The organism is Arachnia sp. (assembly GCF_057238465.1).
In genome coordinates this window covers 149,608-171,382 of sequence record NZ_DBHHFZ010000005.1, presented here as the reverse complement: position 1 = coordinate 171,382, position 21,775 = coordinate 149,608, and the positions used below count along the sequence as shown (strand labels likewise).

Annotated in this window: 17 protein-coding genes; 9 read left to right on the top strand and 8 right to left on the bottom strand. The window is 67.2% G+C overall.

Annotated features, from left to right (window positions below; all coding sequences use genetic code 11):
* Window positions 1-63 precede the first annotated feature (63 nt).
* From ACO6D6_RS07590 to ACO6D6_RS07555, 8 genes are all read left to right on the top strand, one after another.
* Window positions 64-717 carry a DedA family protein gene (locus ACO6D6_RS07590; RefSeq protein WP_484784608.1) on the top strand — a complete coding sequence of 218 codons (654 nt, stop codon included), beginning with the start codon at window positions 64-66 and terminating at the stop codon, window positions 715-717.
* Window positions 718-809: 92 nt separating this feature from the next.
* Entirely contained in the window at window positions 810-1,622 is an 813-nt protein-coding gene (locus ACO6D6_RS07585) for a DeoR/GlpR family DNA-binding transcription regulator (protein WP_484784607.1), read from the top strand.
* A 136-nt stretch (window positions 1,623-1,758) separates the two neighbouring features.
* Entirely contained in the window at window positions 1,759-2,220 is a 462-nt protein-coding gene (locus ACO6D6_RS07580; protein WP_484784605.1) for a ribose-5-phosphate isomerase, read from the top strand.
* A 24-nt stretch (window positions 2,221-2,244) separates the two neighbouring features.
* Window positions 2,245-3,351 (top strand): DUF7973 family transport facilitator, encoded by a 1,107-nt coding sequence (locus ACO6D6_RS07575; protein ID WP_484784603.1) that lies wholly within the window; start codon window positions 2,245-2,247, stop codon window positions 3,349-3,351.
* 12 nt (window positions 3,352-3,363) lie between these two features.
* Window positions 3,364-4,212 carry an HAD-IIA family hydrolase gene (locus tag ACO6D6_RS07570; protein WP_484784601.1) on the top strand — a complete coding sequence of 283 codons (849 nt, stop codon included), beginning with the start codon at window positions 3,364-3,366 and terminating at the stop codon, window positions 4,210-4,212.
* On the top strand, window positions 4,212-5,774 hold the full coding sequence (locus ACO6D6_RS07565) for an FGGY-family carbohydrate kinase (protein ID WP_484784599.1): 1,563 nt from the start codon (window positions 4,212-4,214) through the stop codon (window positions 5,772-5,774). The genes ACO6D6_RS07570 and ACO6D6_RS07565 overlap by 1 nt, the downstream gene beginning before the upstream one ends.
* A gap of 1 nt (window position 5,775) precedes the next feature.
* Window positions 5,776-7,137, top strand: coding sequence for a sn-glycerol-1-phosphate dehydrogenase (locus ACO6D6_RS07560; RefSeq protein ID WP_484784598.1), 1,362 nt, complete (start codon window positions 5,776-5,778; stop codon window positions 7,135-7,137).
* Between the two features lie 23 nt (window positions 7,138-7,160).
* Window positions 7,161-8,828, top strand: coding sequence for a ribulokinase (locus ACO6D6_RS07555; protein ID WP_484784596.1), 1,668 nt, complete (start codon window positions 7,161-7,163; stop codon window positions 8,826-8,828).
* Between the two features lie 37 nt (window positions 8,829-8,865).
* On the opposite strand, the gene ACO6D6_RS07550 is transcribed toward ACO6D6_RS07555, so the two are convergent.
* Window positions 8,866-9,108 carry an excalibur calcium-binding domain-containing protein gene (locus ACO6D6_RS07550; RefSeq protein WP_484784594.1) on the bottom strand — a complete coding sequence of 81 codons (243 nt, stop codon included), beginning with the start codon at window positions 9,106-9,108 and terminating at the stop codon, window positions 8,866-8,868.
* Window positions 9,109-9,665: 557 nt separating this feature from the next.
* On the opposite strand from ACO6D6_RS07550, the gene ACO6D6_RS07545 reads away from it, so the two are divergent.
* A complete protein-coding gene (locus tag ACO6D6_RS07545; protein WP_484784592.1) occupies window positions 9,666-11,510 on the top strand; it encodes a subtype A tannase in 1,845 nt (614 codons plus the stop codon).
* 92 nt (window positions 11,511-11,602) lie between these two features.
* Here the strand turns inward: ACO6D6_RS07545 and ACO6D6_RS07540 are convergent, their stop codons facing one another.
* The 7 genes from ACO6D6_RS07540 to ACO6D6_RS07510 form a co-directional block, all read right to left on the bottom strand.
* Window positions 11,603-12,583 (bottom strand): permease, encoded by a 981-nt coding sequence (locus ACO6D6_RS07540; RefSeq protein WP_484784590.1) that lies wholly within the window; start codon window positions 12,581-12,583, stop codon window positions 11,603-11,605.
* Window positions 12,580-13,320 carry a TIGR03943 family putative permease subunit gene (locus tag ACO6D6_RS07535; RefSeq protein ID WP_484784589.1) on the bottom strand — a complete coding sequence of 247 codons (741 nt, stop codon included), beginning with the start codon at window positions 13,318-13,320 and terminating at the stop codon, window positions 12,580-12,582. The genes ACO6D6_RS07540 and ACO6D6_RS07535 overlap by 4 nt, the downstream gene beginning before the upstream one ends.
* A 6-nt stretch (window positions 13,321-13,326) precedes the next feature.
* On the bottom strand, window positions 13,327-14,409 hold the full coding sequence (locus ACO6D6_RS07530; RefSeq protein WP_484784587.1) for a hypothetical protein: 1,083 nt from the start codon (window positions 14,407-14,409) through the stop codon (window positions 13,327-13,329).
* 68 nt (window positions 14,410-14,477) lie between these two features.
* Entirely contained in the window at window positions 14,478-16,976 is a 2,499-nt protein-coding gene (locus tag ACO6D6_RS07525; RefSeq protein ID WP_484784585.1) for a glycoside hydrolase family 65 protein, read from the bottom strand.
* Window positions 16,976-17,689 carry an HAD family hydrolase gene (locus tag ACO6D6_RS07520; RefSeq protein ID WP_484784583.1) on the bottom strand — a complete coding sequence of 238 codons (714 nt, stop codon included), beginning with the start codon at window positions 17,687-17,689 and terminating at the stop codon, window positions 16,976-16,978. Before ACO6D6_RS07520 ends, ACO6D6_RS07525 begins: the two co-directional genes overlap by 1 nt.
* Window positions 17,690-17,699: 10 nt before the next feature.
* Window positions 17,700-18,524, bottom strand: a complete 825-nt coding sequence (locus ACO6D6_RS07515) for an Fpg/Nei family DNA glycosylase (RefSeq protein ID WP_484784581.1) — start codon at window positions 18,522-18,524, stop codon at window positions 17,700-17,702.
* Window positions 18,525-18,528: 4 nt separating this feature from the next.
* Window positions 18,529-21,723, bottom strand: a complete 3,195-nt coding sequence (locus tag ACO6D6_RS07510) for a DEAD/DEAH box helicase (RefSeq protein ID WP_484784579.1) — start codon at window positions 21,721-21,723, stop codon at window positions 18,529-18,531.
* Between the last annotated feature and the right edge of the window lie 52 nt (window positions 21,724-21,775).

Below are 21,775 nucleotides of genomic sequence, written 5' to 3'. Positions count from 1 at the left end.
CTTTGTCGGCGGCGGAGAACTTCGCCGCGAACAGGCTGCAAGCCCATCACGAGAGGAGCCAGCGTGCTGCTGGAGACCACCACAGCGGAATCGCTCACAGGAATCACGGCCTGGGCCGTGGGAATCATGACCTCCCTGGGCGGCCCGGGCGCCGCTTTCCTGATCGCCCTCGAGAACCTCTTCCCTCCCCTGCCCTCCGAGGTGATCCTTCCCCTGGCCGGTTTCTCCGCCGGCACCGGCACCTCGAACATGACCATTCTCACCGCGATCCTGTGGTGCACCTTCGGTTCCGTCACCGGCGCCTGGGCCCTGTACGGGGTGGGTGCCTGGCTGGGGCCGGACAGAACCCGCCGGATCCTGGCCAAGGTGCCACTGGTCAAGACCTCCGACATCGACCGCACCGAGGCGTTCTTCCACCGCCGGGGAGGTTGGACCGTCTTCACGGGACGCATGGTGCCGGTGTTCCGGTCGCTGATTTCCATCCCCGCCGGGGTGACCCGCATGAACCCGCTGCGGTTCACCCTCCTGACCACGGCCGGGGCCGCGATCTGGAACACCATCCTGGTGAGCGCCGGATACACGCTGGGGGCGAACTGGAGTGTGGTCGAGGACTACGTGGGGATTTTCTCGAAGGTGGTCATCGCCGCGTGCGTGGTCGCCCTGGCATGGTTCATCGCCGTCCGGTTGCGCGCCTCGCGACGCGTCACCACCGACTGACCTGCCCGGCCCCACCGGAACGGCCGCCATGGCGGTCTCCGGTTGACGCAGCCCCTAAAATCAGGAGGGTTGTTCCCTACCCGGTTCGGAAGATGAATTCGACGCACCAACCCGACACCCAACCCCAGCGTTCCTCCGGTCCGCAGGCCCCGCAGGATCGCCGGCAGGTGATCGCCGAGCACGTCATCGCCCGGGGCAGCGTCCGGGTCGAGAACCTGGCGCGGGTCGTCGGCGTCTCGGCCATGACCATCTACCGGGACGTGGCGAACCTCGAACAGGCGGGCATCGTCCACCTCGACCGGGGCCTGGTACGTGCGGTGGCAACCAGTCTGAGCGAGGCCGACGCCGAGTTCCGCCTCCAGCAGAGCCCGCGGATCAAACAGGCCATGGCCGAGGCGCTGGCCCCCCGGATCACCCAGGGAAGTTCCGTGATGTTGGACGACTCGACCTCCGCCATGTGGGTGCTGCGCGCCCTGCGGGATGTGCACCCCCTGACCGTGATCACCACCTCCCTGCTGGTGGCCAACGAGGCGAAGCAGATGGACGGCGTGCGCCTGCTGATGGCGGGGGGCGAGTACGAACCCTGGGCCCACGCGATGATGGGCCCTACCGCTGCAGCGAACCTGCGGGCCTGGCAGGCCGATCACTGCGTCATGTCGGCCTCCGGGATCGTCGGGAAACGCTGCCAGCACCCCTACGAGAACGCCGTCCAGGTCAAGCAGGCCATGATCGCCTCCTCCACGAATCGATACCTGCTGCTGGACCACACCAAGTTCACACGCAAGGCGCTCTACACCTTCGCCGAGATCACCGACTTCGATGCCGTCGTGGTGGACGCCGCCACCCCCAAGGAGATCCGCGACGAACTCGCCGGGCACGGGGTCGAAGTCATCGTCTCCAAGTGACCCAAGTGCTCCGGACAACAGCCCGACACACCGCGCTGACTAGGCACGATGTCATTTCTTACCAGGAACTATGGTGTTTTTCACAGCACCGCTGTTACCCTTCAGGTCATCCCTGAAACAAGGAAGTTGAGGAGACATGGGACTGACCATAGTTGTCGGCGCAGACATCGCCGGAGTGAACTACAAGGAGGCCCTGAAGGCCGATCTGGAGGCCGATGATCGCGTGACGAAGGTCATCGACGTGGGTGTCCGTCCGGGCGAGGACATCGACTACCCGCACGTTGCGGTGGAGGCCGCGCGGAAGGTCGCCGCCGGTGAGGCCGACCGGGCCCTGCTGGTGTGCGGCACGGGAATGGGCATGGCGATAGCGGCCAACAAGGTTCCCGGCATCCGCGCCTCGGTGGCCCACGACAGCTTCTCCGTGGAGCGCCTGGTGCTGTCCAACGACGCCCAGATCCTGACCCTCGGTGAGCGCGTGATCGGCCTCCAGCTGGCCCGTCGGCTGGCGCGCGAATGGCTCGGCTACACCTTCGACCCCGAGTCCTCCTCCGGCCCCAAGGTGGCCGCCATCCGTTCCTACGAAACCGACCCCCACTGACCCAACGACCCGCGAGGAACAAAGATGTTCGACCCTGCAATTGCCAGCTACCTTCTCGGCCTCGTGGTCGCCATCGCAGGCGGCTTCTTCGGCGCCGCGATCGGCGGCAACTTCGCATTCGCCATAACCGGCATCACGGTGCTGACCTCATTCGGCATCTACCTGGGAACCGACTCGACAGCAGGTTTCACCTACCTGGCCTTCGGACCATTCGTCGGCCCCCACGTCGCCTTCGCGGGCGGGGTCGGCGCGGCGGCATACGCGGGTCGCCGCGGATACGCCGACAGCAAGGACGCCACCACTCCCCTGGCCCATCTGGGCAAACCCGACGTGCTCTGGGTGGGCGCCGCTTTCGGGGTTTTCGGATACGTCGTCCAGAACCTCATCACCAAGATCCCGTGGTTCGGCACCCACACCGACTCCGTCGCCCTGACCGTCGTGCTGTCGGCCGTGGTGGCGCGCCTCGTCGCCAAGGGGTCGTTCCTCAGCCCGGAGAAGTACAACAACTCCCCGTCCTTCTTCGGCAAGATCGCTCCCTCCGAGGACGCCGCCTGGTTGCGTTACCAGGAGAAGGCAGGCCAGTACCTCTCGCTCGGCGCCATGTTCGGTCTCCTGGCCGGTGGTGCAACGCTGTTCATCGCGCTTGCCTTCCCCGGCCTGGCCGCCACCGGCAATGCACAGACCTTCACCTTCGCGATCTCCGCGGTCTGCGTGATGTTCCTGATCCTCGGCGCGCAGATGCCGGTGACCCACCACATCACCATCAGCGCCGGCCTGGCGGCAGTGGCCTTCCTCCCGGTTCTCGCCGGCAACCTGCTCGAAGGGCTTTCCGGGACGGATTTCTGGGACAAGCTGAGTTCCAACAAGATCTCGCTGGTCTCGTTGTTCGACCCGAATCACACCTCCTACGGAATGCTGGCCGAGAACGCCAAGGGCCAACTCATGATGATGGCCATCGTCGCGCTCCTGGCCTCGGTGGCGATCGGCATGTTGGCGGCCTGGCTGGCGGAGTTCCAGGCACGCCTGTTCCACAACAGGGGCAACACGCACTTCGATCCCCCGGCAGCCGCCATCTGGATCGCCAACACCATCATCGTCTCCCTGGCCAACATCGCCGCACCACTGTTCTAGGAGGAATCCCCGATGCTCCCGACCGAGCTGCACCAGGCATATGTCTTCGACCTGGACGGAACCATCTATCTGGGTGATCACCTGCTGCCCGGTGCGGCCCGGTTGATCGGGGAACTGCGTCGCCGCGGAATCCCGGTGCGTTTCCTGTCGAACAACCCGACGAAGGATCCGCGGCAGTACGTCGAGAAACTGACCCGGCTGGGGCTGCCCACCGACATCTCGGACATCGCGAACACGGTTGTCACCACCACCCGCTGGCTGCAGGAACACCATCCGGAGGCCACGCTGTTCGTGGTGGGTGAGGAACCGCTGAAACGGGCCCTGGTCGAGGCCGGGTTCAGGTTGAGCGACGACCCCGAGCGGATAGACATCGTCATCGCCTCCTACGACCGCACCTTCGACTACTCCAAGCTCCAGATCGCCTTCGACGCGATCTGGTTCCACCGGCGCGCCATCCTCATCCAGACCAACCCGGACCGGTTCTGCCCGTTCCCGGGCGGCCGCGGGGAACCGGACTGCGCCGCGATCACCGCAGCCATCGAGGCCTGCACGGGCGTGAAATCGGTGGCGAACCTGGGCAAACCCTCCCCCATCATGCTGGAGGAGGCCCTCCAGGGTCTCGACGTGGATCCCGCCGCCTGCGTCATGGTCGGCGACCGCCTCCACACCGACATCCAGATGGCCCTCGACACCGGCATGGCCTCCTGCCTGGTGCTCACGGGCGAAACGACCCCCGACGACGTCGCCGCCCTCGACGAGGACCACCAACCCACCTATGTACTCGACCGCGTCGACCGGCTAATCCCCCAGCGCCTGTGGGACGAGCTCGGTTGGACCGAAACGAACTGGAAGGACCACTGATGACCGACAACACCTACCTCCTCGGCATTGACTTCGGCACCGAGAGCGTGCGGGCCGCCATCTTCGACCTGGCCGGCCGGCCGGTTTCCTTCGCCGCCACCGCGTACCGCACCACCCACCCCCACCCCGGCTGGGCCGAACAGGACCCGGAGGAGTGGTGGGAGGCGCTGCAGGCCTCGTGCCGCAAGGTGATCGCCGCCTCCGGTGTCTCCCCCTCCGCCATCAAGGGCATCTCCTACGACGCCACCACCATGACCGTCGTGGCCATGGACAAACGCGGCGAGGCCCTCCGCCCCGCCATCATGTGGATGGATGTGCGCGCCACCGAGCAGGCCGCCCGCGCGGAGAAGTCGGAATCGGTGGCGCGCCTCTACAACGGTCGCGGCACCGCCCCGGCCACCGCCGAGTGGTACCCGTTCAAGGCCGCCTGGCTGCGGGAGAACGAACGCGAGACCTACGATGCGGCCTTCCGGCTGGTCGACGCCCCCGACTGGGTGACCTACAAACTGACCGGCGAGTGGACCACCAACATCAACTCGGCCGCGCTGCGCATGTACTACAACCGCGACCACGGCGGCTGGCCCGTCGACTTCTACGAAACCATCGGCTGCGGCGATGTCTTCGACAAGATCCCGGAGAAGGTGGTCGATCTGGGCACCCCGGTCGGTGAGCTGTCGGTGATCGCGGCGCAGCTCCTCGGCCTGCACCCCGGCACCCCCGTCGCCCAGGGACCGGCCGACGCCTGGGCCGGGCAGATCGGGTTGGGGGTCGTCGATCCGGGGGTGATGGCGTTGATCACCGGTTCCTCCCACGTCCTGACGGGACAGACCGACAAACCGATCCACGGCAAGGGATTCTTCGGCGCCTACACCGACGGCGTGGTCAAGGGCCAGTACACCGTCGAGGGCGGTCAGGTCTCCACCGGTTCGGTCCTGAAGTGGTTCAAGGACAACTTCGCCCGCGACCTGATCCAGGCGGCGGAGGCCACCGGGCTCAACGTCTACGACATCCTCAACAAGCAGTCGAAGGACCTGCCGCCCGGATCCGACGGTCTCATCATCAACGAGTACTTCCAGGGCAACCGCACCCCGTACACCGACTCGAAGGCCCGCGGGGTGATCTGGGGTCTGTCCCTGCACCACGGCCCCGCCCACATCTACCGCGCCATCCAGGAGTCGGTGTGCTACGGCACCGCACACAACCTGCGGGCCATGTCGGCGGCGGGTTTCGAGGTGAAGAAGATCGTCGCCGCGGGTGGCGCCACCAAGAGCCGCGACTGGATGCAGATGCACGCTGACGTCACCGGTGTGCCGATCGCCCTGACCGAGGTCGGCGACGCCGTGGTGCTGGGTTCCTGCATGCTGGCGGCGGTCGGCGCGGGTCTCCACCCCGATCTCGGGACCGCCGCGAGGGAGATGGTCCACGAGATCGACCTGCTGGAGCCCAATCAGCAGCGGCACGAGGAGTACCAGTACTTCGTCGACGCCTACGCCAACACCTACCCGCAGCTCCAGCCCATGATCCACGACATGGTGGATCACGAGAACGCGAAGCGGGGCTGACATGACGGATCTCATCACCCGGGCGTTACGCAACGCCACCGACACCAGGGCCGTGGTGATCGGCGAGGGAGCCGTGGAGCGGACCGGAGAGGTGTTCACGGAACTGTTCGGGGCGGCACGGGCGATAGTGGTCGCGGACGAACGCACCTTCGCGCTGGCCGGGAAACGGGTCTCCGAGGCCCTGGAAGCGGCGGGGGTGGAGCTCGTGGATCCGCACATCTTCCCGGGGGAACCCGAGCTGTACGCGAAATACGAGAACTGCGAGGCCCTGCGGGATGCCCTGGCGCCGGTGGATGCGATCGCCGTCGCCGTCGGCTCCGGCACGCTCAACGACATCACGAAACGGGCCTCCGGGGAACTCGGCAGGCCCTACCTGGTGGTCGGCACCGCGGCCTCCATGGACGGCTACACCGCTTTCGGTTCCTCGATCGCCCTCGACGGGTTCAAGCAGACGTTGAGCTGCCCGGCCCCGTGTGGCTGCGTCGCCGACCTGACCGTGATGGCCGCCGCGCCGCAGGTGATGACGGCCTCCGGTTACGGCGACCTGCTGGGCAAGATCCCGGCCGGGGCCGACTGGATCCTCTCCGACGTGCTGGGGATCGAGGCCATCGACCAGGGGGTGTGGGAGCTCGTCCAGGGTCCACTGCGAGGTGCGGTCTCGCGGCCCGCGGAACTCGCCGTCGGTGACGTCTCGGCGACGGGTGAGCTGGTGGAGGGGCTCCTGATGAGCGGGCTGGCCATGCAGGCCCACCAGTCGAGCCGCCCCGCATCAGGGGCGGAACACCAGTTCAGCCATCTGTGGGAGATGGAGGGACACGGCGTGGACATCACCCCCCGGCGCCTGTCCCACGGTTTCAAGGTCGGCATCGGCACGGTGGCGATCGCGGCCCTCTACGAACGGCTGCTGGCGCGGGACCTCACCGGTTTGGACATCGACGCGGCCGTTACGGCCTGGCCCACCCGGGAGGAGATGGAAACCGGAGTTCGTGAGCTGCACCCCGATCCCCGGCTGGTCGAGGAAACCGTCGTGCAGGCGCTCGCCAAGTGGCTTCCGCCCGAACAGTTGCGGACCCGCCTGGAGTTGCTGGTGGCGGTGTGGCCGGAGCTGTCGGTGAGGCTTCGGGAGCAGCTGCTGCCCGCCGCCGAGCTGCAGGAGATGCTGCGGGCGGTGGGCGCCCCGGCCCATCCGCAGGACATCGGCCTGGGCTGGGACCGGTTCCGCGAAACCTATGTCCGCGCCCAGATGATCCGCAAACGCTACACCGTTCTCGATCTCGCCCTGGAGACCAATCTCCTGGGTGAGCTGGTGGAGGAATTGTTCGCACCCGATGGCTTCTGGGGTCGCCAGGCCCCGGGACACTGAGCAGGAAAGACGGAGGAGACGCCATGAGCAAGACAGTCGTAGGAATCGACTTCGGCACTCTTTCGGGACGGGCCGTTGTGGTTTCCGTGGCCGATGGAAGGATCCTCGCAAGCGCCGAGCACGCCTACCCGCACGGGGTGATCGACCGCGAACTCGCGGGCCAGCCGCTTCCCCCCGACTGGGCGTTGCAGGTGCCGGCAGACTACGTGGAGGTTCTGGGCAGGGTGGTTCCGGAGGCCTTGGAGGCCTCCGGAGTGGAGGCCGCGGATGTCGTCGGCCTGGCCGTCGACTTCACCTCCTGCACGGTCCTCCCCACCGACGAGGCCTACCGGCCGCTGTGCGAACGGCCGGAGTTCGAGAAACGCCCCCACGCCTACGCGAAGCTGTGGAAGCACCACGCATCCCAGCGGCAGGGGAAGGTCGTGAACGAGGTCCTGGCCGAGCTGGCCCCGGAAACCCTCGCCCGTTACGGCGGCGAGGTCTCGGCGGACTGGCAGCTGGCGAAGGCCCTTGCTCTGTTCGAGGAGGACCGGGAGGTCTGGGACGCAGCCAGTCACTTCGTCGAGGCGGGAGACTGGATCGTCCGGCTCCTCACGGGCGAGCTGACGGCTTCCATGTCGCTTGCGGGTTACAAGGGCAACTTCGTCGACGGTTCGTACCCGTCCGCGGAGGTCCTCGACGCGATGGCCCCGGGCTTCTCCCGCCTGCTGGAACTGGTGCCGCACCCGGTGGCGCGTCCCGGCGAACGGGTCGGTTCGTTGACAGCGGAGGCCGCGGTGTTGACGGGTCTGCCGGAGGGCATCGCCGTCGCGGCGGCGAACATCGACGCCCACGCGACGGTGCCCGCCGCGAACGCCTGCGAACCCGGACAGCTCACCCTGATCATGGGCACCTCGACGTGCCACATGATGACCTCGGAGAGCTTCGGCGAGGTCCCGGGAATCGGCGGCATCGTGCCGGACGGGATCGTCAAGGGCCTGTGGGGTTACGAGGCCGGGCAGGCCGGGACGGGAGACATCTTCGGCTGGTTCGTCAACAACTGCGTCCCGCCGTCGCACGTCGAGGCGGCAGCGGCCCGGGGGGTCGGGGTGCACGAGTACCTCACGGAGTTGGCGGCGAAACAGCAGGTGGGTGAGCACGGTCTGCTGGCGCTCGACTGGCACTCCGGGAACCGCTCGATCCTGGACGACACGGAACTTACGGGGCTCATGCTCGGCACGACGCTGACCACCACCCCGGAGGACCAGTACCGGGCGCTGCTGGAGTCGACGGCCTTCGGCACCCGGGTGATCATCGAGGCCTTCCGGGACGCGGGCATCGAGGTGAAGGACCTGGTGGTGGCGGGCGGGCTGGTGAAGAACCCGCTGCTCATGCAGATCTACGCGGATGTGACCAACCTGCCGTTGGCGACCTGCCCCTCGGTGGCCTCGGGAGCCCACGGGTCGGCGATCTACGCCGCGGTCGCGGCGGGCGAGTACGCCGATGTGCGGGAGGCCGCACCGGTCATGGCCCATCGCGAGGCCACCCCGGAGACCATCTTCACCCCGATCCCGGAAAACGTCGCGGCCTACGACGACCTGTACCGCGAATACCGCAGGCTGCACGACCACTTCGGCACGGGCGGAAACGACGTGATGCACCACCTCAAGGCCCGTCGCCGGGAAATCCTGGTGGCGAAATCGGCTGGATGAGAGTTGGGGGTGTCCCTCAGGACACCCCCAACCTTTCCTACTTTTCGCAGGCTATTCCATCGCCGTCGCGGTCCAGTCTTCGACTGTACCCGGGGTCGCCTTCGTGAAGCGGAGCGGCTCCGGCTTCCTTGGCCTCCTCACAGTTCTTGTAGTGCGCCTTGCCCTTTCCGGAAGAACTCGACTTGGTTTCCCTCGACTTGGTCTTCTTCTCCGACTTCTCCGACTTCTCCGTCTGCTCGGAGCTGGGTGCGGGGTCCGAGGTCGCAGTCGTCTTCGCCACTTCGGTTTTCTTCTCGGATGCGGCCTCGGTCGTCTTGTTTTCCACAGGAGTTCGGGTGGCCGTCGCCGTCGGCTTCGCACGATTTGATTCCGCCCCCTTGTTCCCAAGGTTGCAGCCGGACACCCCCAGCCCCACGAGCCCAGCCACCAAGGCAGTCATCAACCAAGTCCTGTGCCAAGCGGTTTTCACGCTGATCATCTCTCCCCCATGCGTTTCTCAGCGAACCTGTCGTTGCGGGCAATTTATACCCCGCCTTAACGGGTCGGCATCTTTTGCGCATCCGGCTCGTTCGCCCTTCCCCGCCAAGGCCGGACCGATTCGCCTTTCGCGCACGAATCGCCATTCGGGATGCCGGTCTCGGACATCGCGTGTCGGGCGGGGCACGGACCCGGCTGCAGGAATACGACGAGAAACAGGAAATCCCGGGCGATTCCCTCCAGGAACCACTGGGTAGTCTCCGAGAGGAGGCTCTGGGCGGTTCTACAGAAACCGGACAGGAGACACACAGGTTCACTCTGTTGACTGTGATTCCGGCAGCACAAATCCCAGGAGTCAGCATGGATATCAGTCGTCGTTCCCTGTTCAGGTCGGCCATCGCCGCAACCCTCTTCAGCAGCCTCGGGCTGGCCGCCTGCAGCAGCGGGACCTCCGGCAATGGAACCGCATCCACCGGTGGTTCGGGTGCCGCAGCGGCGGGAACCCTGGCCCTGAACAACGCCAAGTGGAGCCACGACGCCGACAATGATGTCTACTACCAGCTCGGTCTGAGCTACGTCGCTTCCCCGGCCGCACCGGATTACGAAACCCTCGGGATCTACGTTCCGGGCGCATATTTCACCGGCACCGACAACGGCGACGGCACCCACAAGGTGGCGATCAACACCTCGGGCAGCGTCAACGGGTTCACCCCGGCCACTGCACCCATCGTGTTGCCGGTCAACACCCCCGGCTACGCCTCCCAGAAACCACCCACCCAATACTCCTACGATTCGATCTCGGACTACCTGGCGGCCGGTTTCATCTACGTCCACGCGGGTCTGCGCGGCAAGGACTCGAACTCCGAGTCCTACACCGGAAACGCCCCCTGGGGGGTCACCGATCTCAAGGCGGCGGTGCGCTACCTGCGCTACAACTCGGCCTCGCTGCCGGGCGCGATGGACAAGATGTTCGTGTTCGGGCACAGCGGCGGCGGCGCGCAGAGCTCCGTGATGGGCGCCTCCGGTGACTCGCCGCTCTACACCAGATACCTGGAACACCTCGGCGCGGCCATGACCTCCAGCGACGGCACCACCATCAGCGACGCGATCGCGGGCGTGATGGCATGGTGTCCCATCGCCAGCCTGAACGTCGGCAACGCCGCCTACGAGTGGAACATGGGTCAGTTCGTCAGCAGCGGGACCCGCGCCGAGGGCACCTGGACCGCCGCCTACGGCAAGGACCTGGCGGCGGCGTTCGCGGAGACCGTCAACGGGCTCGGCCTGACCGATTCGAGAGGCACCGCTTTGAAACTGGAACAAAGCGGCGAGGGCGTGTACCTGGCGGGCAGCTACCACGACCACGTGGTGGCCGAGATCACCACCTCCCTGAACAACTTCCTTGCCGACACCACCTTCCCCTACACCCCCGGTTCCCGTCAGATGGCGGGCATGGAACCCGGTGGCGGGGGCGGCGGTCCTTCCGATGGCGGCGGCACTCCCCCCACCGGTGAGGCCCCGGGAGGACAGAACCCGGGTGGGGGTCAGCCCCCGGGCAGCGAGTCGTCCGGTTTGTCGACCACCTACAACACGGTGGAGGACTACATCGCGTACCTGAACGGCGAAATCCCGTGGGTCACCTATGACTCGGCCAGCAACACCGCGACCATCACCGGCCTGCGGGGTTTCGTCACCAGCCAGAAGAGTCCCAGCAAAAACGTCGGTGCTTTCGACGCCCCGGATCGCAGCGCCACCGAGAACATCGTGCTGGGCGAGGGCACCCAGGGGCTTCACTTCTCGAAACTGTCCCGCGATGTGCTGGCGGCCAACGAGTCCACCTACTCGTCACTGACCGGCTGGTCCGGCGACTATGCGGCCTCCACGTGGGACAGCGATTTCGCAACCACCGACGAGGTCGGGGGCGACGCGCTCTCCCGCGAGCAGATGTACGACCCCCTCTACTACCTGCTTGATTCGCAGGGCGGGCAGGGCAGTTCACGAGTTGCCCCGAACTGGCGCATCCGGACCGGCATCACCCAGGGGGACGCGGCCAGCACGGTCGAGATCAACCTGGCGCTGGCCCTCCAGGCCCTCGGGAACACGAAGGTGGACTTCGCGACGGTGTGGGGGCAGGGCCACACGATGGCCGAACGCACCGGCGACGGCACCGCCAACTTCATCGCCTGGGTGAAGGAGGCATCGGCCTGATCGCCGGGATCACGCCCGTGGGGAGATACGTGAAGCTCCCCACGGGCCGGTTAAACCAGTTTCCGGGAAAACCCTGCCGGCCCGGCGACCCGTCAGAAGGTTCCGAACATCACGGCTCCGACCACGGCAGCCGACCAGATGCACACGAACAACGTCAGCGGCATGAAACGGGTGGCGAACCTCGCCCCGAAGGCCCCGGACTGCATGGCGAACAGTTTCACGTCCACCATCGGCCCGACCACGAGGAACACCAGCTGCGCCGTCGGGGAGATCCCCGGCAGGGAGGCGGCGACGAAGGCGTCGGCCTCGGAACACAGCGAAAGCAGCACCGCCAACAACGCCATGACAACGATCCCGAACCACAGGTTCTCGGTCAGGAAGGTCAGGAAACCGGCCGGCACCGCCACCTTCATGAGCGCCGCCACGGCGGCCCCGATCACCAGGAAACCGCCCGCCTGCAGCAGGTCCTGCATCGCAGTCTCACGGAAAACCGCCGCCCGGGACTGGCCACCGTGGTCGTGTCCTTCCTGGGGTTTCATCCATTCGGCCTTGCCGACCCCGATCCACAGCCAGCACACCGCGATCACCGCCACCAGGGATGCGATCAACCGGGCCCAGACCATCATCGGGTTGCTGCCGGCGAAGGCGACGGCCGTGGCGACGAGCACCACGGGGTTGACGGCTGGCGCCGCGAGCAGGAAAGCGAGAGCGGCGCTCTGGGGAAGTCCCCTGCGCATCAAGGACTGCGACACCGGCACCGATGCGCATTCACAACCCGGCAGCACCATGCCCGCAACACTCGCGGCGGGCACCGCGAGCAGCGGGGATCTCGGGGTGATCCTGGACAGCAGGTCCTTCGGGACGAAGGCGGCGATGAATCCCGACACCAGCACCCCTAGCACCAGGAAGGGCAGGGCCTGGACGACGACACCCATGGTGAGCGTGCCCCAGGTTGCCGCGCCGCCGTCCAGGGGCAGGAGCGGGCCGCGGACTGCGGTCACCCAGAGAAGGGCGATGATGACGGCGACACCGGCGAACGGCAGCGCCCAGACCCTGACGAAGGTGTTTCTCACAGGTAGGGGTCCTCCGGTTGCTGGATCACCTTGACATTGGACGCGGTCAGCACGGGATGTTCCTTGCTGGCGTCGAGGTTGATGACCCCCTCCACCTCGACCCAGACGTCGTCGCCCTCGGGTTTCGCGACCCCCTCGACGGGGACGGTGAACAGGGATGCGTCGGCGACGCAACAGTAGATGCGGAACCGGTTCACGCTCCACTGCCCCTCCGGGAGGGTCGACTGTTCGGCGACGAAACCGAGCAGCCGCACGGGCCGTCCGGCGAGCAGTTTCGGGTCCCCGAAGGCGTAGCGGTCCTCGAAGTCCTGCACGGACATCTCGGTGACGGAGTCCGTCGGCAGCGGGGGGAACTCAATCAGGTCGGATGCACTCGACCTGGGTTTCGCCGCGGTGCTGTCGGCCGCGTTCGCCCCCAGCGAGGCGGGGGCCGAGACCGCGAACAGCAGGGCGGGCAGCAACAGCAGCGCCGCGACCTTCGGGGAGCCGTGTCCGTGGGTGCCGCGTTTCAACCCGGCGAGTTTGTCGGTGGCGTCCAGCAGGGTCCACAGCGACAACGCACCCATGGCGATCGCCGATGCCAGCAGCCAGGGCCCCAGCCACTCCTGCAGGTAGTTTCGGAAACTGCCGGAGATCACCATGGTGAAAACCACCATGGCGAGCAGCAGCACCAGCGTCGCCCCCACGACCTGTCCCAGCGTGCGTGGGGGTTGGTCGGTGTCTCGCGAGGTCTCCATGTCCATTCAGCCTAGCGGGGAACCCAACAACAGCCACGCGACGGCCTCGGGGTCGGGATCGGCGAACAGGGCGCATCGCAGCCGCGCCTCGGCGGTCCGCAACCCGTGTCCGAGCTCCTGGTGGGCCGGGGATTCGGGTTTTCCGTCGAGCCGGAACCGGGTCAGCGTCACGTCCCGGGCGGTGAAATCCATCCGGGCGGAACTGGGATGCGAGGTCAGTGCGGCACCGTTGGCCGGTCCCTCCGCGGCCAGCGCCTCCTCCACGCTGAATCCGCTGGCGGCCGCCTCCACCTCGTCCCGGATCGGCAGGTCGGTGATCTGGGATGCGCGCAAACCGGCCAGCACACCCCACAGAACCGGGTTTTCCAGGCAGTGTCCCAGGGCCAGGTCGAGTCGGTCCAGCAGCTGTTCCCGCTCCTCCAGGCCCGGTTGGGCGAGCAGCCAGCTGAGCAACCATGCCTCCAGGTCGGGGCGGGTGCCTGCCCGCCCCAGGGCCTTCGAGACCAGCTGCTCCATGGGCGGGTACCAGCCGATCTCCAGGGAGCTGACCCCATTGGAACCGTGGATCGCGAGCTCGTGGCAGCCGATGGGGCCACGCACCAGGCTGCCGTCGTCGACGGTCTCGAAACCGAGACCGTTTCCCGTGCACGCGACGTCCAGGTCGGGCACCTCGACGGCCTCACCCTCCGGGAGGTAGCGTTCCGGGGGCAGCCATGCGGGCAGGGGTGGGATCTCGGGTTCGGGGTACAGCCGCCAGCGCGACCACACCCGCCGCCCCGGGGCCACGGTGCTCTCCCCGAGGACCAGGGCGACGCGTCCCTCGGGGCCGGTTCCGCCCTCGCCGCACCAGCCGCTGAGCATCACCCAGGCGGCGCCGTCCAGCAACATCCGGCCCGTCGCCCCGGCCAGCCAGCCGACCACACAGCCCTCGACGACGAACCTGAAACCCTGCGTCTCGACCACGGTTTCCCCCAGGCCCTGGAGGGTGAACTCCAAGGCTTGGCGTTCCCCGGACCGGAAACGCACCTCGGCCAGGACGTCGCGGGATTCGAACACCCAGCGTGAGGGTTCGTCGGTGGGAACCCTCACGCATCCCTCGGGCGCCTCCACCCGGACCGTTCCGGCCCCGGTGGGAATGACGAGAGTCCGTTCCGCGTTCAGTCGACCACCACCAGATCCTGGTCGTGGGGGGCCTCGGGCACGTTCGCGGTGATGACGGAGCCGTCGAAGCGGCGCCCACCCGTGACGGGATGGCGTCCCGTCAACGAAGGCAGTTCCTCGCCCTGGTGTTCCAGGGGAATCCGGGTCGGTACGCCGGGATGGACGACGAGCCGCTGCCCACGCACGTTGACCTCCACCGGTCCCCCGGCTTCCACCTCAACGGAAATGGCCTCGCGTTCCAGCAGCACCCGCAGTTTCGATTCGCGAACCTGGAGGGGGAAACGCAGGTATTCCCAGCTTCTCGGCAGCCGCGGATCGAAACTGATGTCGCCGTGGTAGTCACGCAGTCCGCCGAAACCGAACACCAACGCGTTCCACACCCCACCGGTGGATGCGATGTGCACGCCGTCCCGGGAGTTGGCGTGCAGATCCGCCAGATCCACGTAGAGTCCCGTCAGGAAGTACTGCATGGCCATGTCCTGGTAGCCGACCTCGGCGGCGATCACCGACTGAACCACCCCGGACAGGGTGGAGTCCCCCGTGGTGATCGGGTCGTAGTACTCGAAGTCGGCGCGTTTCTGCTCCTTGGTGAACTGGTCGCCCTGCAGAAACAACGCCAACACCACGTCGGCCTGCTTGAGCACCTGGAACCGGTAGATCACCAGGGGATGGAAGTGCAGCAACAGCGGGAACTTGTCGGCCGGGGTGTTCTCCAGGTCCCACAGCTCGCTGGACAGGAACTTCTCGTCCTGGGGATGGATCCCGAAGGTCTCGTCGAAGGGAATGACCATGCCCTTGGCGCAGGCCCGCCACTCCTCGACCTCCTCCGGGGCCACGTCCAAGGTCTGCACCAGCCGGTCCCAGCAGAGCGGATCGGCCTCTTCGAGTTCCTGCACCAGGTCGGCGGCGAGCTTCAGGTTGGCGCGCGCCATCACGTTGGTGAACATGTTGTTGTTCACCACGGCGGTGTACTCGTCGGGCCCGGTGACGCCGTGGATGTGGAATCGCTGCGACCCGTCGGCCTCGGTACGCCAGAAACCCAGGTCGGCCCACATCCGGGCGGTCTCCACCAGCACCGCGGCTCCGTCGCGGTACAGGAAGTCCACGTCCCCGGTGATGTCGCGGTACTTGGCGAAGGCGTGCGCGATGTCGGCATCGATGTGGTACTGCGCGGTTCCCGCGGCGTAGTAGGCGGACGCCTCCTCACCATTGATGGTGCGCCACGGGAACAGCGCCCCTTCCTGGCTGAGCATCTGGGCCCGTTCCCTGGCCTTCGGCAGCAGACCGACCCGGTAGCGCAGGGCGTTTCGGGCGACCCTGGGGGCCGTGTAGGTCAGGAAGGGCACCAGGTAGATCTCGGTGTCCCAGAAGTAGTGTCCCTCGTAGCCGGAACCGGTCACTCCCTTGGCGGGAATACCGAGTTGGTCGGAGCGGGCCGTTGCCTGGGCCAGCTGGAACAGGCACCAGCGGACGGCCTGCTGGATGGCCGGCTGGCCGCCCACCTCGACGTCCGAATTGGCCCAGAAGTCGTCGAGCCAGGCGCGCTGCCCCTCGAAGAACGAGTCGAAACCCCACTCGCTCACCCGGTCGAGGGTGCGACGGCAGCGGTCGAACAGTTCCGTGACGGGCACCCCGCGCGAGGTGTGGTAGGAAACCGCCTTGCGGATGATGATCGGCACCCCTTCGCGCGCCGTGATGCGGTAGACCTGTTTTGCTTGGTCCTCCTCGATGCGGGAGAGCACCTCGTAGGGGTTCGCGGTGTCGAGGGTGTGCTCGGCGGCCACGCACAGCGTCATGCCGGAGTCGGTGGTCTCGTAGCCGAGCGCCATCCGCTGGTCGTCGTGCCACTGGCCGCGCGGTTGCAGCACCCGGCCGTCGAACTTGCCCGCGCGCCGCGGGTCGAAGCCTTCCTCGTTCCTCGGCTGGCGGTAGTCGTCGAAACCGTCCTGGCGGTTGACCACCTGGGAGCTGAGAACGATCGGTGCGTCACCTTCCAGCATGGTCAGTTCGATCTCGAACAGAGCCAGGTGCCGATCGGTGAAACTGACCATGCGACGGGAACTCACTTTCACCCGTTTGCCGGCCGGGGTGCGCCACACCAGGTCACGGGTCAGGCATCCCGCGCGGAAGTCGAGGGCGCGTTCGTAGTGGTCCAGGTCCGACTGTCCGAGGGTGAGTGGTTCGTCGTCGACGTAGATCTTGATGAGTTTCGCGTCGGGCACGTTCACGATGGTCTGCCCTGTGCTCGCGAACCCGAAGGCCTCCTCGGCGTGCTTGATGGTCCAGGTCTCGTGGAAACCGTTGATGAAGGTGCCGTGCGAGTAGGACTTGCGTCCCTCCTCGGGGTTGCCGCGCATCCCCAGGTAGCCGTTGCCGATGGAGAACAGGGTCTCGGTGACGCCCAGGTCGTCGAGTCCGGGTTCCACCTCGACGAAACGCCAGTCGTCGACGGGGAAACGGAAACGGTTCAGCGGGTCGGAGGAGATCCAGCGCATCAGGCCACCAGCTCCCCGAGGTCCGCGACCACCAGGCCCGCGCCGGCCCGGCGCAGGGCTTCGGGACCGACCCCCCGGTCCACCCCGACGACGAGCCCGAACCCACCGGCGGCACCGGCGGCCACCCCGGACAGGGCGTCCTCGACCACGACGGCCCGGGACGGCTCCACCCCCAGCTGCTTAGCCGCGTATTCGAAGGTGTCGGGGGCGGGTTTGCCGGCCAGGCCCTGTTCCTTAGCGACGTTCCCGTCGACGATCACGGGGAAGGCCGCATCCAGTCCCGCGGCGCGCAGAACCGGCACGGCGTTGCGCGATGATGAGACGACGGCCAGTTTCGCGTCTCGTGCCCGGAGCGCATCGATGAGCGCCCCGGATCCGGGATAGGGAGCGACGCCGTCGCGGCGGATGATCTCGTTGAAAGTCTCGTTCTTGCGATTCCCTAGGCCGCAGATGCTCTGCTCGGTCGCGGCATCCGAGGGATCGCCCTCGGGCAGCTCGATGCCGCGGGAGGCGAGGAAGTCGCGGACACCGTCGTATCGGGGTTTTCCGTCCACATGAGCGAAGTAGTCGGCATCGGTCCACGGTTCCTGGCCGGGGAAACCGGCCAGGAAGGCGTTGAACATCTCGCCCCAGGCCTTCATGTGGACTTCAGCGGTTGGAGTTATGACCCCGTCCAGGTCGAAGAGGTAGGCGTCGAAGGCGCTGAAATGCATGCCGAACAGATTAGTCGGAAGCGCGATGGGATCGCTGGCACCTTGAGCACCAGTAGAGGTTTCGTCCCTCCAGCACGGTGGTGCACACCTCGGTTCCGCACACCAGGCAGGGCTGCCCGGCGCGCCGGTACACGTAGACCTCGCCGCCGTGGGCGTCCACCCTGGGAGGGCGTTCCTGGGCCTCGGGTCCGTGTTCATCGGCGACGGTGTCGATTCGGCCGCGTTCCAGAGCCACCGCCATCAAACCCACCAGGTCCTCCCACAGCACTTTCCAGGTGGCCTCGTCGATCTCCCGGCCCGGGATGGTGGGGTCGATGCCGTGGCGGAACAACACCTCGGCGCGGAAAATGTTGCCCACCCCTGCGGCGACCCGCTGATCCAGCAGCAGAGAGGCGATGGACTTGCCAGATCTGCGGATCCGCGCCCACCCGCGGGCGGGGTCGGCGTCGCCGCGCAACGGGTCAGGGCCGGAGTCCGCGAGAACCTTCTGGTACTGGTCCTCGGTGATCAGCCGGCACCACTGCGGGCCGCGCAGGTCGGCGGCCCGGTCGTCGGCCACGATCCGCAGCCGCACCTGCCCGACGGGCTCGGCTACCGGGGCGAAACCGAGTTTCCCGATCAGCCCCAGGTGGATGTGGATGCGGTTGGCTCCTGGAACGTCGAAGTTGATGAACAGGTGTTTCCCGACGGCCTCGGCGCCGGTGAGGGTGTGGCCGTCAAGGGCGGCGGCCTCATCGGCGAACCTTCCCTGCGGGGAGCTGACCCGCACCTCGTGATCGGCGAAGTCTTCTTGGAAGGTGTTGGCGAGGCGGTGGATGACGTGTCCTTCGGGCATTGCTCTATTCCAGCAGACCCCGGATGTCGGTGGCGGTGATGGCTGCGCTGCGGAACTCCCCCGTGTCGACGACGGATGCGAACAGGTCGCGTTTGCGCTGCTGCAGGGCCACTACCTTCTCCTCGATGGTGTCCGCCGAGACCATGCGGTAGACGTTGACCGCCCGGGTCTGGCCGATGCGGTGTGCCCGGTCGACGGCCTGGTTCTCGGCGGCTGGATTCCACCACGGGTCCAGCACGAAGACGTAGTCGGCCTCGGTGAGGGTGAGCCCGAAGCCACCGGCCTTCAGGGAGATCAGGAACACCGGGGCGTCTCCTTCCCGGAACCGCGCGATGCGGGCGGGCCGGTCGCGGGTGCGCCCGTCGAGGTAGACGTATTCGATGCCCTCCGCCTCCAGTGCCCCGCGCACCAGCTTCAGGAACCCGGTGAAGGAGGAGAACACCAGCGCGCGGTGCCCCTCCTCGGCCAGTTCCCGGATCTGTCCCAGCAGGGCGGTGATCTTCGCCGACGGGGTGGGAGGCAGATCGGTGTCCACCAGGCGGGGATCCAGGGCGAGTTGTCGCAGTTTCGTCAGGGCCCGGAAGATCGCCACCCGGTTGCGGTCCATGTCCTCGAGCATCCCGAGAACCCGGGTGCGTTCCCGGGTCAGGTGCTGGTCGTAGCGGCGCCGGTGCGCCGGGGTGAGTTCCAGCCGCGTGATCTGTTCCACCTTCTCGGGTAGTTCCTTCACCACCTCGCGTTTGGTGCGGCGCAGCATGAACGGCCGGATCCGGGCGCGCAGCCGCCCCAGGACATCGGTCTCGCCGTTTTTCTCCACCGGTTTGCGGTAGTTCTCGGTGAAACCCTCCAGACGCGGGAACAGCCCCGGCGCGGCGAGCGAGAACATCGACCACAGGTCGCCGAGGGAGTTCTCCAGCGGGGTGCCGGTGATGGCCAGGGTGAACGGGGCCCCGATGCGGCGCGCCACCTGATAGGTGCGGGAGCGGTGGTTCTTGACGAACTGGGCCTCGTCCAGCACCAGGCCACGCCATTTCTGTTCCAGGTATGCCTCGTCCTCCATGCGAAGGAGGGTGTAGGAGGTGACCACCAGGTGCGTGCCGCGGATCTCCTCGGCCAGTTCCGTGCCCCGCCGGGCCCGGGTGGCCCGGATGACGGCGACCCTCAGGCCGGGCGCGAACCGGGCGGCTTCCTCCGCCCAGGTGCCGACGACGCTGGCGGGGGCCACGACGAGCACCGGCGTGTCGTCGAGCTGGCCGAGTTCCCGGGCGCGTTCCAGCAGGGCCAGGCTCTGAAGGGTTTTCCCGAGCCCCATGTCGTCGGCGAGCACGCCGCCGAGGTCCGCGTCCCAGAGCGCGGCGAGCCAGGCGAGTCCCTGCTCCTGGTAGGGCCGCAGCACCGCGTCCAGCCCGTCCGGGACCGTGGTCCTCGTCTCCTCGGAGCCGAGGCTCAGCAGGGTCTGCACGCGTTCCCGCCAGCGCCGTGACTGTTCCTCCACGACCCCCAGTTCCGCGAGTTCCTCCCAAAGGCCTGCCTGGTATGCGCTGATCCGCAGTTGCCCTCCCGGGCCGGGGTCCACGAGTTCCCGGGCCTCCGCGAGGAGCTGCCGCAACCGGTCGAGTTCGGGGCGGTCCAGCGGGAACCATGTCCCGTCGTCCAGCAGCATCGCCTCATCGCCCGCGGCGAGCGCCCGGAAGAGCTGTTCGAAGGGCACGTCGCGGCCGGCGACGGTGACCCGGACGTGGAGGTTGAACCAGTCGTTGTCGCCGGTGTCCTCCGCGCCGACCGAAACCACGGGGGCCTCGGTGGCACGCGAGTACTCGGGGGTCTCGCCGTGGTGGGTGACGATGACTCCCTCCCCCTCCAGGAGGGGCAGGGTCTCGGTGACGAACCTTGCCGCATCGGCCCGGATCACCGTCGCATCCGGATTCAGTCGTTGCCAGTGCGGTTCCCGCAGGGTCGGGTACTCCCCGACCAACCGGAGCGCGACCTCCTCCAGGATTTGCTCGGCCTCCTGGTCCCGGAAGGCCTCCCCCACCCGGGGATGAAACGCAACATCGACGGCGGTTTCCCCCGCTACATACCTGAAACCCCATTCGAGCAGCATCCGGTGGCCGGGTTCGTGGGTCAGACCGAGGGTCAGTTCTGGGTGTGGGAGGTCTTCCGGGTCCCACGTGCCCGGTGGGACGAGTCCTCTCTGCACCAGTGCCGGGAGATACATCAGCTGGAACCGCCCTGCGTCCTGGGCCGGGATCGTGACCGCCAGGTTCCGGTTGAACAACCCGCGAATCGCGTCGGGTACCGTCCCGGCCAGTGGGCGCAGACGCAACCGGCCTCCCGGTCCCAGCTCCCCCACCCCGTGGGCCGGTTCCCCGATCAGGAATCGCCGACTACCCGGGGGCACCGGCCCCAGGTCCCCGGACATCGCGAGCTGTCGCGATCCGTCGTCTCGGAGATCGACGTCCAGCCAGATCCTGACCGGTTCGAATCCGACCTCCACGTCCTGGAATCCCTGGCCCGCGATCAGTTGGATTCCGGCGTCCATGCCCTGGCTCAGGAGCGACCAGCCCAGTGGGCCGAGGTCGGACAGGGAAACCGAGGCCGGGGTACTGTAGGTGTACTGGTGATGCCCCGTGAGCCTCGCCATCTGCAGCAGGACCTCGCGTTGCGCGGGTTCGTAGCTCACCCCCCGGTAATTCGTGACGATGTCCAACCAGCCGGCCTGGGATTTGATCCAGCCCTGTTTCCCGAGCCGCAGGGGACGCAACGCCAGTCCGTTCGGCTGCTCCAGTGGACCGTCGATCCGGAACTCCAGGCCGAGTTCTACGGCCCTCCCATTGGTCTCGGTTGCTGGCAGCAGCCCGGCCAGCGCGTTCTCCCAGGAGGACGCCGGGGAAACGGTTTCCATCGCCGATTTCCGTGCGGCCAGCAACACCGCCACGGCGTGTTTGCACCCCATCCTCATCGGACACGAGCAGGCGCTGTTGATCCCTCGGTGGTCGTGGTGGAGGAACGTCCGGTAGACCTTTCTTCCACTGCCCTTGACCACCGCTTCGATGGAGCCGATGCGGTCCGTGGAGTACTTCAGGACGTGCCCGGCAGCCTCGTAGGAACGTCCCCGCAGGAACGTGGCATCGCCCCAGGAAGCTCGGATGGCCTCGTCGCTGACCTTCGTGACCCAAGCTGTGAAGTGGGGACCCATGCCGCCCCACCCTAGTGCGTTCCTAGACTGTTCCCATGAACAATCGGGGCAC

What these genes read in the sequence shown, in the direction of transcription:
- ACO6D6_RS07585 (WP_484784607.1), top strand. Translation starts at nt 810, where the DNA reads ATGAATTCGACGCACCAACCCGACACCCAACCCCAGCGTTCCTCCGGT.
- ACO6D6_RS07580 (WP_484784605.1), top strand. Translation starts at nt 1,759, where the DNA reads ATGGGACTGACCATAGTTGTCGGCGCAGACATCGCCGGAGTGAACTAC.
- ACO6D6_RS07575 (WP_484784603.1), top strand. Translation starts at nt 2,245, where the DNA reads ATGTTCGACCCTGCAATTGCCAGCTACCTTCTCGGCCTCGTGGTCGCC.
- ACO6D6_RS07570 (WP_484784601.1), top strand. Translation starts at nt 3,364, where the DNA reads ATGCTCCCGACCGAGCTGCACCAGGCATATGTCTTCGACCTGGACGGA.
- ACO6D6_RS07565 (WP_484784599.1), top strand. Translation starts at nt 4,212, where the DNA reads ATGACCGACAACACCTACCTCCTCGGCATTGACTTCGGCACCGAGAGC.
- ACO6D6_RS07560 (WP_484784598.1), top strand. Translation starts at nt 5,776, where the DNA reads ATGACGGATCTCATCACCCGGGCGTTACGCAACGCCACCGACACCAGG.
- ACO6D6_RS07555 (WP_484784596.1), top strand. Translation starts at nt 7,161, where the DNA reads ATGAGCAAGACAGTCGTAGGAATCGACTTCGGCACTCTTTCGGGACGG.
- ACO6D6_RS07545 (WP_484784592.1), top strand. Translation starts at nt 9,666, where the DNA reads ATGGATATCAGTCGTCGTTCCCTGTTCAGGTCGGCCATCGCCGCAACC.
- ACO6D6_RS07535 (WP_484784589.1), bottom strand. Translation starts at nt 13,320, where the DNA reads ATGGAGACCTCGCGAGACACCGACCAACCCCCACGCACGCTGGGACAG.
- ACO6D6_RS07525 (WP_484784585.1), bottom strand. Translation starts at nt 16,976, where the DNA reads ATGCGCTGGATCTCCTCCGACCCGCTGAACCGTTTCCGTTTCCCCGTC.
- ACO6D6_RS07520 (WP_484784583.1), bottom strand. Translation starts at nt 17,689, where the DNA reads ATGCATTTCAGCGCCTTCGACGCCTACCTCTTCGACCTGGACGGGGTC.
- ACO6D6_RS07515 (WP_484784581.1), bottom strand. Translation starts at nt 18,524, where the DNA reads ATGCCCGAAGGACACGTCATCCACCGCCTCGCCAACACCTTCCAAGAA.
- ACO6D6_RS07510 (WP_484784579.1), bottom strand. Translation starts at nt 21,723, where the DNA reads ATGGGTCCCCACTTCACAGCTTGGGTCACGAAGGTCAGCGACGAGGCC.